A 13,356-nucleotide genomic window follows, 5' to 3' on the forward strand; every position below is an offset into this window, starting at 1 on the left:
CGTGCCTCCGGCATGGGTCGGTGTCGGGTCAGTAAATCGCAGTGTCGGGGTGCGGATAGGGTTCGCCGCGTGCCACCTGCCAGCGCTGGGTCGTTTCCACGCCGGTCAACTGCCGGAGCGTGTCCACGCGCGCCTGCCACAGTTGCGCCTGCGTGTCGTGGGACAAGGCGGTCTGCGACAGCGCCATGTCGATGCTGGCCACCCGCTCCTGCAGTCCGGCGGACAGCGCTTCCGTGGCGGCGTTGGCCATGCGCGATTCGGGCAGCCGTGCCAGCACGGCTTCCAGTTGTGCCGATTCGGCATACAGCGCATCCAGCGGATCAGTGGCGGGGGGCGCGGCGACTTTTGCAGGCTCGATGTCACCGGTGGGACGTGCCGCGCGTTGCCGGGCGACCGGAAGGGTGCCGCGCTTGAGCTTGGACGACGTGGTTGCGGCGTCCGTGGCGCGCGTGCCGATCGGGGTGGGCAGGCCTTTCGCGGCCTCCGCATATAAAGGTGGCGAATCCGTGTCCGCCGGCGGGGCGGGTTGTTGATGTGTCGCGGTGGTCGGGGGTGCGGGTGAAGGCGTGGTTGGGTTCGTCCATCGCAGGGGCAGCACCACGGCGAGCACAAGCGCGGCGGCCAAGGCCGCGCGCTGCGGCCAGCGATGAGGCTGTACCACCACGGGCGGAGGCAGGCGGGCAGCCAGCATCGCCCAGCTGTCAGCGGGTGCTGCTTCCAGCGGCAGGCCTGCAAAGGCGTCTCCCCAGTCACGCGGCACGGCATCGCGGGTGCGGACATCAGGCATGGACGGGTTCCTCGATCTGCAGCAACGCGCGCAGGCGTCGGGTGCCGCGCGAAAGTTGCGATTTGGAGAAGCTGGGCGTGCGCTGCATCAGTGCAGCGATCTCGTCGTGGGTATAGCCCTCGGCGTGGTACAGCCACAGCACGCTGCGGGTGGCGGCCGGCAAGGCATCGAGTGCGCGCTGCAACAGGAAGGCATCGGCTGCCGCAGTGGGTGGCAGGCCCTGGTCTTCGGGCAGGTCGTCTTCATCGACCGCGATCTCGGCCACCAGCCGCTTCTGCCGGCGCAGACGGAGCAGCGCTTCGTTCACCGCGATCTGGCGCAGCCAACCCCAGAATGGGCAGTCGGCGCGATAGTCGGGCAGGTGGTGGAACAGTTTCAGCATGGTGTCCTGCAACACATCGCCCGCCTGCTCCCGGTCGCCGCAGATGCGCAGCGCCAGCGTGAACACCGGGCGCTCGAACCGTCGATAGATCTGTTCGAACGCCTCCCTGCATCCTGCGCGCGCGCGGGCGACCAGGCTGTCGGGGACGTCGATGGCGAACTGGGATCGGCTCAAGCGGGGGGATTCGTCGGGTCGTCCCATACAGGGATGCGGCAGAGGGCAATACCGTCGCAGCGTGCGGAAAGTTCATCGATCGCCGGCATGCCGCAGCTCCGGATGGCCGTGCGCACGGGTCTATACTGGGTCGCATCAGGGACCAAGAGGGGAACATCGATGTTCGAGACCAGTTTCGTGGCCATCATCCTGCTGGTGGCCGGCGTCATCATCCTGTTCAAGACCGTGCGGATGGTGCCGCAGGGTTACGAGTGGACGGTGGAACGCTTCGGCAAGTACACCCATACGCTGGATCCGGGCCTGCACTTCCTGGTGCCGATCATCTATGGCGTGGGCCGCAAGGTGAACGTCATGGAGCAGGTGCTGGACGTGCCCAGCCAGGACGTGATCACCAAGGACAATGCCGTGGTCAAGGTGGACGGCGTGGTGTTCTTCCAGGTGCTGGACGCAGCCAAGGCGGCGTATGAGGTGTCCAACCTCGAGGTCGCAACCATCGCCCTGGTGCAGACCAACATCCGTACCGTGATCGGTTCGATGGACCTGGACGAATCGCTGAGCCAGCGTGAAACCATCAACGCGCAGTTGCTCAGCGTGGTCGACCAGGCCACCAATCCGTGGGGCATCAAGGTCAACCGCATCGAGATCCGCGACATCCAGCCGCCGCGCGACCTCATCGACTCGATGGCGCGCCAGATGAAGGCCGAACGCGAGAAGCGCGCGCAGATCCTCGAGGCGGAGGGTTCGCGCCAGTCCGAGATCCTGCGTGCCGAGGGCGAGAAGCAGGCCGCCGTGCTGGAGGCCGAGGGCCGCAAGGAAGCCGCGTTCCGCGACGCCGAGGCGCGCGAGCGCCTGGCCGAAGCGGAAGCCAAGGCCACCCAGATGGTCAGCGACGCCATCGCGAAGGGTGACGTGCAGGCGATCAACTATTTCATCGCGCAGAAGTACGTGGAAGCCTTCAAGGAGCTGGCCACGGCGCCCAACCAGAAGTTCGTGCTGATGCCGATGGAGAGCAGCGGCATCATCGGCTCCATCGCCGGCATCGCCGAACTGGCCAAGGAGGCCCTGGGCAAGCAGCAGGCCGCGCCGCCGCGCGTGCCGCCGCGGGTGGGGGGCTGAGCCATGCGCTGGGACGTTGCGGGTTGGGCGGCGGTGGCACTGCTGCTGTTCGCCGCCGAGACCATGGCGCCAGGCGCCTTCATGCTATGGATGGGCTTCGCCGCCGTGGTGGTGTTCATCGGCGTGTTGGTGGTGCCGGGCATCCCGCTGCTGGCCCAGGTGGCAGCCTTCGTCGTGCTGAGTTTCGTGTCCATCCAGATCTACCGCACGTGGTTCCGTGGCAAGGGTCGCCAGAGCGACAAGCCACTGCTCAACCGCCGCGCGGAGCAACTGGTCGGCACGGTGACCGTGCTGGACCAAGCCATCGTGGGAGAACGCGGCCGGATCAGGATCGACGACGCGTTCTGGGCAGTGGAAGGCCCCGACCTGCCGGTCGGCACGCGTGTGAGGGTGATCGCGGTGAATGGCATGACGTTGAAGGTGCAGGAGGCCTAGATGGGCGCGACGGGGCTGGCGCGATCGATGTCCGTGCTGGCGACGCTGTCCGTTACGGCAGCGGACCTCGTCGGCCGGGTGATGCCGCCGTATCCCGACGGGCTCGACGAACTGGGCGGGAGTTGCGTTTCCCTGTCCCGGGATCCTGACCCTGTGTGCGAGTACTCGGTCGGCGTGCTGGCCTCACCCGCCGCCGACGAGAGCGGTGAGCCGGTGCCGCGCTTCGTGGTGGCCGGTGAGTTGGCGGGACGCGACGGGCCTCGCGCGCAATGGCGCATCACCGATGCCGTGCCATACGTGGGCGACCTGCCGGGCTACTATCTGCAGTTCGGTACCTGTCGCGTGAAGGGGCAGGACGATGCCCGCGTCGCGGCCATCGTGCGCCAGCACGACACGGCGACGGAATGGTTGAAGGATGTCGCCTGGGCGGGCCGCCTGCGCCTGCCCGATGCCCGTTTCGAGGTGCTGGATGCGCGCACCGTCGACTGCATCAACGAGGCGTACTACGGGTTGTAGCGACGGCGCACCCTGCTGGTGCGTTCTGGGATAATGCGCTTCTTTGCCCGCCCGGACGCTGCCATGACCCAGAAGACCATCCTCAACGACACCCATCGCGCGCTTGGCGCCAAGATGGTCGACTTCGGCGGCTGGGACATGCCGATCCACTATGGTTCCCAGATCGAAGAGCACCACCAGGTGCGCCGCGACGCGGGCATGTTCGACGTCAGCCACATGACCGTGGTCGACCTGCGCGGCACGCGCACACGGGAGTTCCTGCGCCAGCTGGTCGCCAATTCGGTGGACAAGCTGCAGAAGCCGGGCAAGGCGCTGTACACGGCAATGCTCAACGAACAGGGCGGGGTGATCGACGACCTGATCATCTATTTCCTGGACGAGGCGTTCTTCCGCCTGGTGGTCAATGCCGCCACCCGCGAGAAGGACCTGGCGTGGATCACCGCGCAGGCGGTCGTGTTCGATGTGCAGGTCACCGAGCGCCCCGACTTCGCGATGGTCGCCGTGCAGGGTCCGACGGCGCGCGAGCGCGTGCACGGCCTGCTGCGCGAGGAGGACCGTGCGAAGGTCGGCAAGCTGACCCGGTTCGCCGCCACCGACACCACCAGCACCGACGGCGTGCCGTTGTTCGTCGCCCGCACCGGCTACACCGGCGAGGACGGCTACGAGATCGTGCTGCCGCAGGCGCAGGCCGTGGCGTTCTGGAACGCGCTGCTCGATGCCGGCGTCAAGCCGGCCGGCCTGGGAGCGCGCGACACGTTGCGGCTGGAGGCGGGCATGAATCTGTACGGGCAGGACATGGACGACACCGTCTCGCCGTACGAAGCCGCGCTGGCCTGGACGGTCGCGCTGGACGAAGGTCGCGCCTTCACCGGCCGCGCCACGCTGGAAGCACAGAAGGCCGGCGGCGCGCCGCGGCAGATGATCGGCCTGGTCATGGATGAGAAGGGTGTGCTGCGCCACGGCCAGAAAGTGCTCACCGCGCATGGCGACGGCGAGATCCTGTCCGGCACGTTCTCGCCGACGCTGGGCAAGGCCATCGCCTTCGCGCGGGTGCCGGCCGGCGATATCCCGCTCGGTGCCGAGGGCGGCGTGCGCGTGGACATCCGTGGCAAGGAGGTGCCAGTGCGCGTGGTGAAGTTCCCGTTCGTGCGCGACGGCCAAGCCCAGCCCGGCGTGCTTGAATGATCGCACCCCGGCATTCTTCACCCGCGCATTCCTCCGCTAAACTATCTTTCCCTACCCGACCCCAGCAGCAATCCGGAGCCCCCAATGAGTGAAATTCCTGGCGATCTGAAATTCCTCAAGTCCCATGAATGGGCCCGCCTCGAAGGTGACGGTCGCATCACCGTCGGCATCTCCGACCACGCGCAAGGCCTGCTCGGCGACCTGGTCTACGTCGAGCTGCCCAACGTCGGCGACCGCATCGAAGCGGGCAACGCCAGCGCGGTGGTCGAATCGGTGAAGGCGGCGTCCGATGTCTACAGCCCGGTCACCGGCAAGATCGTGGAGGTCAACGCGGCGCTGTCCGACAAGCCCGAGACCATCAACGAGGACGCCTACGGCGAGGGCTGGATCTTCGTGATCGAAGCCGAGGAACCCGAGCAGCTCAACGAACTGCTGTCGCCCGACGACTATGCCGAACTGATCGAAGACGACGACAACTGAGGCATCCGTACAGGCTGTCCCCCGGCGGGGAACCGGCAACGATGGAACCTGGTGTTCCCCGTTGCCGGTTCCCCGTTTCGTTTCCTGCAGCTGTACGGCGCCACGGATTCCCCGCCACCACCCAGGGCGGATCACCGGCTGCCGTGCGCGCCACGTCCGCCGTGCGTTGCGCGGAGGGCGACACGCGCGAAGGGTCGTAGCCGACGAACGGCGAAGCGGAATGCCAGGTACGCCTGCCTGATGCGAGCGCGCGCAATGGCGTGCCGAGTCCGCGATGCGATGCCCGTCGCGTCGACTTTCCGGCGCCGGCGATGGCGACGAAGTCGCCGGTGGAAGGAAAAATGTTTGCGCAAATCGGCGCAATCCGACTTGTGCGACGCGAAATCGGACACCCTCGGCGAAAGTTTTTTTTAGCCGCTGTTCAACCCGTCAGGGCGGCAGCGCGCAGCCGTCGAGGACGCACTGCATCGTCGCTTCAACCGGTGGCGCGCAGGACCTCGGAGAAAAAAAAGCGCGTTTTACCGATGTTTTTTTTCAGGCGCATGTCCGTCAGTCGAATCGGGTTCGCCCGTCGGCGGCATGGCGTCGCCGCCATCCACGCTTGTCGGCACCGTCCGGCCATGACGACCAGAGAAAAAAAGTTGAGCGAAGGTGTTGACACCTTGAAAAACCGTGATTAGGTTTCGCCCCAAGCAGAGCGTCCTGCGGAAGCGAGTGAGTCGAATCAACACGACAGCGCGAAAGACAACACAGCCCATCGTCCGCACCGGGATCACGGTGGACGCAGGACTCGCTTCCCCCGGAAAAACGCAAAACACCTCTTTCATCGCACCCGTGTCGCCTGGCGACACGGGTGTTTTCGTATTTGTAGGGAGCCGGGTTTCGCACGCCTGGCCCCCTGGGGAATCCGCATCGCCGCGCGTGTCGCGACGACGGCTGCCGACGGGTCCGACTCCCGCGGCGTTTCTTGCAGCTGGGCCTGCCTCCGGGCAGATGTGCTGTAACCAGACGTAAAAATCCATAGTTCATTGACGAGGAGCCATCACATGGCAACGAAGAAAGCTGCGAAAAAGAAACCGGCCGCCAAGAAGGCTGCCAAGAAGGCCACCAAGAAGGCGGCTGCTAAGAAGACCGTGAAGAAGGCAGTGAAGAAGGCTGCCAAGAAGGTCGCCAAGAAGGTCGCCAAGGCCAAGAAGGCAGTGAAGAAGGTCGCCAAGAAGGCTGCGAAGAAGGTAGCCAAGAAGCCGGCGAAGAAGGCTGCCAAGAAGACCGCGAAGAAGGCCACCAAGAAGTCGGCCAAGAAAGTAGCCAAGAAGCCCGCCAAGAAGACGGCGAAGAAGGCTGCCAAGAAGACCGCGAAGAAGGCTGCCAAGAAAGTAGCCAAGAAGCCGGCCAAGAAGGCCGCGAAGAAGGCCGCCAAGAAGCCTGCCAAGAAGTCCAAGAAGAAAGCGGCCCCGGTCGCGCTGCCGGCAACCCCGGCTCCGCTGATCTAAGCCAACCCCGATTAGCCGTAACACCATGGACTCTCTCCCTGTGCCCAGCGGGGGGAGAGTTTTTTTATGGGCGAACGGCTAGGCTGCCTCATCTGGAGATGCGAGGAGGGTAGGCATGAGGTTCTTCAAGTGGGCGCTGGCGGCCATCGCGGCCATCGGGTTGCTGTTGGGGCTGGGCGGCCTGCTGCTGCCGGCAACGACGCACGTGGAGCGCAGCGTGGTGATCGAACGCAGCCCGGAGCAGGTCTTCGCGACGCTCAACTCGTTCGAACGCTTCAGCGCCTGGTCGCCATGGGCAGAGTACGACCCGCAGGCGAAGTACACGTTCGAGGGTCCGGCCAGCGGCGTCGGTGCGCGCATGCGATGGTCCGGCAATCGTTCCGTAGGCAGCGGTAGCCAGGAGATCACCACCAGCGAGCCGCACCGGCGCGTCGTGGTGGCGCTCGACTTCGACGGCAGCCAGGCGCAGGCAGCCTACCTGCTGGACCCGGAAGGAAATGGCACGCGCCTGACGTGGGCGTTCGATACCCAGCACGGCATGAATCCGTTCAAGCGCTGGCTGGGCCTGTTGTTCGACCGGATGATCGGTGCCGACTACGAGAAGGGACTGCGCAAGCTCAAGTCATTGCTGGAAGGCACGCAGGCCTGACCCGATGGGGGGCACGGCAGCGCTGCCGTGCCCAGGCATCTCAACGCGGAGACGCGGTGCTGCGGTGCGAAGACGTACCGCTGTCCTTCTTTCCATCAGTAGGCGTCGCCTCGGGCGACTCGGCGAGCAGCAGGTCGTAGTCCGCCGGTGTCTCGACCCAGGGTTCACCGGGCAGGCCCATTGCGCGATCGAGGATGGTCGGCAACAGCCCCGAGGGAAGCGAGCTGTCGCTGTTCCACACCATCGCCACGCCCAGATCCTGTCCGGGAACCAGTGCGACCAGGCCGCGATATCCCTGGACGGCACCCGCGTGGAAGACGACCTGCTGGCCTGCGTAGTCGAATACGCGCCAGCCGAGCGCATAGCTGGCCGAATGGATGCGTTCGCGTCGCCAGCCACCGCGCATTTCGCCGGGCGTGGTGACCACGGGCGCATGCAGCGTCGCCAGCAGCGGCGCCGGCAGTACGTCGGGGCGGTGGCCTGTCTGGGCAATCAGCCATTGCGCCAGATCGCTGGCGCTGGCATTGACGCCGGCGGCCGGCGGCAACCGGTAATAAGTCGGCTTGGGCGTCAACGAGACCCAGCCGTTGCGGCTGCGCACATGCGGTCGCGCCCAGCGCGTGCTGCCCTGGATGCCGGCCAGGCCCATGCTCGCATCGTTCATGCCCAGCGGCTTGAAGATGCGACGGTCCACCGCCTGGTCATAGAAGGTGCCGGTGGCGGCGAACACCACGTCGCCGATCAGGCTGAAGGCGACGTTCTGGTAGGCATAGCATTCGCCGGGTGCGCACTTCAGCGGCGCGTACGCCAGCTTGCGGGCCACGTCGTAGTACTCCGCATTGGCTTCGATGTCGCGGTCGAAGGCGTTGTGAGCCTGCAGGCCGACGCTGTGGCTCAGCACGTCCGCGACGGTCACGTGGGAGGTCGCGTTCGCATCGCTCAACTGGAAGCCCGGCACGTACTGGTTGACCTTGCTGTCCCAGCGCAGCGAACCGTCCTGCACCATCAGGCCGGTCAGCGTGCTGGCGAAGGCCTTGGACAAGGACGCCAGCCGGAACACCGTATGCGCGTCGACCTGCTGCGGATTGACCACGTCGGTAACGCCGTAGCCGCGCGCACTCATCACGCGGCCGTTGTGGACGATGGCCATGGCGAGGCCGGGGACCCGCTGGCCCACCGTCAGGTGTTCGGCCATGGTCTCGAAGGCCCGCACATCGAACCCCGCCGCGAGCGGCTGGATGTTCTGCCCCGTCAGCGCCGTGCGGTACGGGCGCGGCTGCGTCGGCGAGACGTAGGCAGCCGCGCTCGCAGCCGCGTTGGCGGAGACCGGGGCGGTTTCAGCGCCGTGACTGGCGGACGTCCAGCGCAATGGTGTCTGTGCCGTGGACGACAGCGTCAGCGGAAGCAGCAGCCCGACCAGGCCGATCCGGAAGACGTGCAGCGAGCGCCGGCTTGTCTTGTGTTTCATCGTGCGTGACGCCTGCGTAAGACCCTTGCCTGTTCGGATCATAACGCCGCTTTTTTCGATTGCACAAACAGGGAGAGATTCCATGTCCATGTTGTTCATCCTGCTGCTGATTACAGGTGTGGCGGTCGTCCCAGTTCAGTAAGGCGCGGACGCTTCCAACAGGCGGCTGAACGCATGCGACACGTTCAGGAATGCCTGCTATCCATCGCATGCAATTTCCGCGCCGCTTCGGCCTGATTCGCCGCAGCGCTGTAGGTGCGGAGCGTCGTGGGCGATCGAATGCCGATGATTGAGGAACATCGCGGCGCCGCATTCAGCATGCGCCACGCGCGATGCGCTGCGGCGGGAGTCGGACAAGCTGAATGCGGGGCCGGGCCGCAACCGTGGCAAGTCGCAGCCCGGAGATGCGTGACGCGCGAGTGGCGCGTTGCCCGTCCTAGTCGGCGGCGGCAAACGCGGGAGATGCCGTGGCCGCCGCACGCGCAGGGTGGCCCGACAGCACCGGCAGTCCGCGGATCAGGTCCGAGGCGCGCTCGGCGATCATGATGGTCGGTGCGTTGGTGTTGCCGCCGATCAGCGTGGGCATCACCGAGGCATCGATCACGCGGAGTCCCGCGATGCCATGCACGCGCAACCCGGAATCGACCACGGCGTCTTCGTCTTCGCCCATTCGGCAGGTGCCGACGGGGTGGTAGACGGTTTCGGCCTTGGCGCGGATGAAGGCGATCAGCTCGGCATCCGACAGGTCGTTGCGCGCCGGGTGGATGGGGGCGCCACGGTAGGCGTCGAAGGCGGGCTGCGCGAACAACTCGCGCGAGATCCTGGCGCATTCGACCATCATCCTGAGGTCGAAGCCTTCCGGGTCGCTCAGGTAGTTCGCCTCGATGCGCGCATCCACGCGTGGGTCGGCGCTGGCCAGCAGGATCTGGCCGCGGCTGCGCGGGCGCAGGAAGCACGCATGGGCGGTGTAGCCGTCCCCGGGCAGGCGGTTGCGGCCGTGATCGTCCAGCATGGCCGGGACGAAATGGAACTGGATATCGGGGCGCTCGTCGGGTGCGAGCGCTGAACGCACGAAGGCGCCGGCCTCGGCGATATTGCTGCTGCCCGGGCCACGATGGCCGCGCAGGAAGTAGTCGAAGGCGGTCCTGAGCTCGCTGGTGCGGTCGTAGGTGACGCGTTGGGTGCAGTGCTGCAGCGTGCAGATGTCCAGATGGTCCTGCAGGTTGCGGCCGACGCCCGGCAGCGCATGGCGGACGGTGATGCCCTGTTCCTGCAGATGCTCCGCCGGTCCGATGCCGGACAGCATCAGCAATTGCGGCGAGTTGATCGCGCCGCCACTCAGCAGCACTTCCCGGTCGCAGCGGACAACGATTTCCTGCCCGCCACGTGCGTACGCCACACCGATCGCGCGGCCCTTCTCCAGCAGCACGCGACGGACCAGGGCGCCGGTGACGATGTCGAGGTTCTGGCGGTCGCGTGCGGGATCCAGGTACGCCACCGCCGACGAGCAGCGCGCGCCCTCCTTCTGGGTCACCTGGTACAGCCCGAAACCGGCCTGGGCCGGCCCGTTGAAGTCCCCGTTGCGCGCGAAGCCGGCCTGGGTGCCGGCCTCGATGAAGACCGCGGACAGTGGATTGGTGTGGCGCAGGTCCGATACGTACAGCGGACCTTCGTCGCCATGCAGCGCATCCGCACCGCGCGCATTGCGTTCGGAACGGCGGAAGTAGGGCAGTACACCGGCCCAGTCCCAACCCTCCGCGCCCGCTTCGGCCCACTCGTCGTAGTCCTCCGGCACGCCGCGGGTGTAGCACATGGCGTTGATCGAACTGGAACCGCCGAGCACCTTGCCGCGCGGCCACCACAGGCGGCGCCCATCGAGCTGCGGCTCCGGCGCGGTGTCGTAGTTCCAGTTCACGCCCTTCTGTCCGACCAGCTTGGCCAGGCCGGCCGGCATGTGGATGAAGGGATGCCAGTCGCGCGGGCCGGCTTCCAGCAGCAGCACGCGACAGGCGGGGTCTTCGCTCAGGCGGTGGGCCAGGACACAGCCGGCCGAACCGGCGCCCACGATGATGTAGTCGTACACATGCTGCCCTGTTGCGAAGTACGGCCGAACCTAGCGGCGAGGGGTAGAGCAAATGCTCGGGCTGGCGCGGGGGAACGCATCGGCGCCCGCATCGCCGGTGTTCCGGCGCGGTACGCGGCGCAAGAGGCTGGCGATGTTGCAGTGCATCGGATACCTTGCGCGCCACAGGCGGGCCTCGTCCGCTCCCGATGATGCGATTGGCAGGCCGCACACCATGGACCCGTCTTCCCCAGCGACCACCCGGTTCGGCCGGTTCCGCGCCGCGATGGCCGAATCGCCTCCGCTGCTGTGGGCCTTCGTCTATTTCTTCTGCCTGTTGAGCGGCTATTACGTGCTGCGCCCGGTGCGCGAGGCGATGGGAGCGTCCAACGACGTACAGGCCGTGTTCCCGCCTGCCATGATCGAGTTCTTCGCCGCGCGCGGCATGGCGCTGAAGGACTTCACGTTGCAGGTCCTGTTCACCTGCACCTTCATCATCATGCTGCTGCTGCAGCCGGTGTATGGCTGGCTGGTAAGCCGGTATCCGCGCCGTGTCTTCCTGCCGGCGGTCTACGGCTTCTTCATCGGCACGCTGTTGCTGTTCTACCTGCTGTTCGACAGCGGCATGCCCGGGCGCGGAATGGCCTTCTTCCTGTGGATCGCGGTGTTCAACCTGTTCGCGGTCGCCGTGTTCTGGAGTTTCATGGCCGACGTGTTCAGCAATGCCGAAGCACGTAAGTTCTACGGCTACATCGGGGCAGCCGGCACCGTCGGCGCGATCCTGGGGCCCGTACTGACGCGGACTTTCGTGGAGCGCATCGGCATCGCCAACCTGATGCTGGTGTCGGCGGCGTTCCTGTCCGTCTGCGTGGTATGCCAGCTTCGCCTGCGCCTGTGGGCCGTGGCGCGCGAGCAGGAGCGCAAGGCGGTCAGTGGCGAACAGCCGATGGGCGGCGAGATCCTGGCCGGCCTGAAGCTCATCGCGCGCGAGCCGCTGCTGCGCTGGCTGGCATCGCTGGTGGTGATGGGCGTGGGCGTCGGCACGCTGCTCTACAACGAACAGGCCGCGATCGTGCGCCAGTACTACACCGATCCCGCCGCCAGCACGGCGTACTACGCCGGCATCGACATGGCGGTCAACGTGCTGACGCTGCTCATCCAGTTGCTGGTCACGCGCTGGCTGCTGCGCAGCTTCGGCATCGGGCCGGCGCTGCTGATCCCCGGCTGCGCCATCATCCTCGGTTACTCCTTCCTGACCGCCTCGCCGCTGCCGATGATGGTGGCCATCGTGCAGGTGGTGACGCGCGCCAGCGAGTTCTCGCTGGCCAAGCCGGCGCGCGAGACCATCTACACCCGCGTCGGCCGCGAATGGCGCTACAAGGCGGGCGCGGCCATCGATACCGTGATCTACCGCGGCGGCGATCTCAGCTTCGTCTGGCTGCACAAGTTCCTGTCCGCGTTCGGCTCGAACGTGGTGTTCGGCGCCGGCCTGCTGGTCGCCAGCGCGATGACCTTCAGCGCGTGGCGCCTGTTGCGCGAGGAGTCGAAGCTGCCATCCGAGCGCGCCCTCCCCGAGAAGACATCGACCACGGCGAGCGCCTGATGCACGTGTGTGTTGACGCTATGCTGCCTGCCACATGACGGGAGGTGCGAATGGACGTGATCGCGACGATACTGGTGGTGCTGGTGGCACTGCTGCATGGGTACTTCCTGGTCCTGGAGATGTTCCTCTGGACCAAGCCACTGGGCCTTAAGACCTTCCGCAACACGCCCGAGAAGGCCGAGGCCACGCGCGTGCTGGCCGCCAACCAGGGGCTCTACAACGGGTTCCTGGCCGCCGGCCTGCTATGGGGCCTGCTGACCTCGCAATGGAACGTGGTCGTCTTCTTCCTGCTGTGCGTCATTGTGGCGGCACTCTACGGCGCCTGGAGCGTCAACAAGCGCATCTTCTTCGTGCAGGGACTGCCGGCGATCGCGGCGCTGGGCGCGGTCTGGCTGTCGTAGACGCGGTTGCAGGAGCGACGTGAGCCGCGACCGCACGTTTCGAATCGCCATCGCCGCTTGTTCGCGCGAACGGGTGCCGGGCGGTCGCGACTGACGTCGCTCCTGCGACGTCAGCACCTCACCGCTCAGGCCTCGGCGAGACCCACATGCTGATGCGGGCGCGGAACACCGGTTCGCCCTGCGGGTTGCTGACCACCACCTCCATCGGCAGCTCGTAACCCTCGGTGGATTCGCGCGGCTCGAACGCCGGTGTGGCGACAGCGTGCATCGTGCCGACCGCCTTCTTCAGGTATTCCACCGTCATGCCCTTGGGAATCCAGCGCATCGAGCGCGGGATGCTGACGTCGGTGGTCAGCCCGCCGACGAATTCCGCCAGGTTGCAGAGCGCGATCGCATGCACCGTGCCCAGATGGTTGGTGACCGAGCGCCGGTGGCGGATCGTCGCCTCGCCGCGACCGGGTTCGAGCCGCACCATGCGCGGGCCGATGCTGCCGAAGTAGGGCGCCTTGAAGCAGATCAGGCGTGAGAACAGCCAAGCGCCGAACGGCCTGCGGCTCAGGTTGCGGTAGATGCTCAGGACATCGGCGCTCATCGGAACTCCTGTC

Annotated in this window: 14 protein-coding genes; 9 read left to right on the forward strand and 5 right to left on the reverse strand. The window is 66.5% G+C overall.

Annotated features, from left to right (window positions below; genetic code table 11):
• Positions 1–28: 28 nt before the first annotated feature.
• Both IB223_RS03590 and IB223_RS03595 read right to left on the reverse strand, forming a co-directional pair.
• Positions 29–787, reverse strand: a complete 759-nt coding sequence (locus IB223_RS03590; RefSeq protein ID WP_192200287.1) for a hypothetical protein — start codon at positions 785–787, stop codon at positions 29–31.
• Positions 780–1,343 (reverse strand): sigma-70 family RNA polymerase sigma factor, encoded by a 564-nt coding sequence (locus IB223_RS03595; RefSeq protein ID WP_225590794.1) that lies wholly within the window; start codon positions 1,341–1,343, stop codon positions 780–782. Before IB223_RS03595 ends, IB223_RS03590 begins: the two co-directional genes overlap by 8 nt.
• Positions 1,344–1,502: 159 nt before the next feature.
• On the opposite strand from IB223_RS03595, the gene IB223_RS03600 reads away from it, so the two are divergent.
• From IB223_RS03600 to IB223_RS03630, 7 genes are all read left to right on the forward strand, one after another.
• The gene (locus IB223_RS03600; protein WP_192200289.1) at positions 1,503–2,459 is read left to right on the forward strand and encodes an SPFH domain-containing protein; all 957 of its coding nucleotides are present in this window, start codon (positions 1,503–1,505) and stop codon (positions 2,457–2,459) included.
• Positions 2,460–2,462: 3 nt separating this feature from the next.
• Positions 2,463–2,894 (forward strand): NfeD family protein, encoded by a 432-nt coding sequence (locus IB223_RS03605; RefSeq protein ID WP_192200290.1) that lies wholly within the window; start codon positions 2,463–2,465, stop codon positions 2,892–2,894.
• Complete coding sequence (locus tag IB223_RS03610; RefSeq protein WP_192200291.1) at positions 2,895–3,410, forward strand: hypothetical protein; 516 nt, start codon at positions 2,895–2,897, stop codon at positions 3,408–3,410. It begins immediately after the preceding gene.
• A gap of 63 nt (positions 3,411–3,473) precedes the next feature.
• Positions 3,474–4,595: a glycine cleavage system aminomethyltransferase GcvT gene (gene gcvT / locus IB223_RS03615; RefSeq protein ID WP_192200292.1), complete on the forward strand. Its 1,122-nt coding sequence runs from the start codon at positions 3,474–3,476 to the stop codon at positions 4,593–4,595.
• A gap of 84 nt (positions 4,596–4,679) precedes the next feature.
• Positions 4,680–5,075, forward strand: coding sequence for a glycine cleavage system protein GcvH (gene gcvH, locus IB223_RS03620; RefSeq protein WP_192200293.1), 396 nt, complete (start codon positions 4,680–4,682; stop codon positions 5,073–5,075).
• Positions 5,076–6,121: 1,046 nt separating this feature from the next.
• Positions 6,122–6,568 (forward strand): histone, encoded by a 447-nt coding sequence (locus tag IB223_RS03625; RefSeq protein WP_142123522.1) that lies wholly within the window; start codon positions 6,122–6,124, stop codon positions 6,566–6,568.
• Positions 6,569–6,683: 115 nt separating this feature from the next.
• Entirely contained in the window at positions 6,684–7,217 is a 534-nt protein-coding gene (locus IB223_RS03630) for an SRPBCC family protein (protein ID WP_192200294.1), read from the forward strand.
• Between the two features lie 40 nt (positions 7,218–7,257).
• Here the strand turns inward: IB223_RS03630 and IB223_RS03635 are convergent, their stop codons facing one another.
• Together IB223_RS03635 and IB223_RS03640 are read right to left on the reverse strand one after the other, a co-directional pair.
• On the reverse strand, positions 7,258–8,685 hold the full coding sequence (locus IB223_RS03635) for a serine hydrolase domain-containing protein (RefSeq protein ID WP_192200295.1): 1,428 nt from the start codon (positions 8,683–8,685) through the stop codon (positions 7,258–7,260).
• Between the two features lie 436 nt (positions 8,686–9,121).
• Positions 9,122–10,768 carry a choline dehydrogenase gene (locus IB223_RS03640; RefSeq protein WP_192200296.1) on the reverse strand — a complete coding sequence of 549 codons (1,647 nt, stop codon included), beginning with the start codon at positions 10,766–10,768 and terminating at the stop codon, positions 9,122–9,124.
• A gap of 214 nt (positions 10,769–10,982) precedes the next feature.
• On the opposite strand from IB223_RS03640, the gene IB223_RS03645 reads away from it, so the two are divergent.
• Both IB223_RS03645 and IB223_RS03650 read left to right on the forward strand, forming a co-directional pair.
• Positions 10,983–12,350, forward strand: coding sequence for an MFS transporter (locus IB223_RS03645; protein WP_192200297.1), 1,368 nt, complete (start codon positions 10,983–10,985; stop codon positions 12,348–12,350).
• 50 nt (positions 12,351–12,400) lie between these two features.
• On the forward strand, positions 12,401–12,751 hold the full coding sequence (locus IB223_RS03650) for a DUF1304 domain-containing protein (RefSeq protein WP_192200298.1): 351 nt from the start codon (positions 12,401–12,403) through the stop codon (positions 12,749–12,751).
• 118 nt (positions 12,752–12,869) lie between these two features.
• On the opposite strand, the gene IB223_RS03655 is transcribed toward IB223_RS03650, so the two are convergent.
• Positions 12,870–13,343 (reverse strand): hotdog fold domain-containing protein, encoded by a 474-nt coding sequence (locus IB223_RS03655; protein WP_192200299.1) that lies wholly within the window; start codon positions 13,341–13,343, stop codon positions 12,870–12,872.
• Positions 13,344–13,356 lie beyond the last annotated feature (13 nt).

Source organism: Pseudoxanthomonas sp. PXM03 (assembly GCF_014852005.1).
Lineage (GTDB): Bacteria > Pseudomonadota > Gammaproteobacteria > Xanthomonadales > Xanthomonadaceae > Pseudoxanthomonas_A.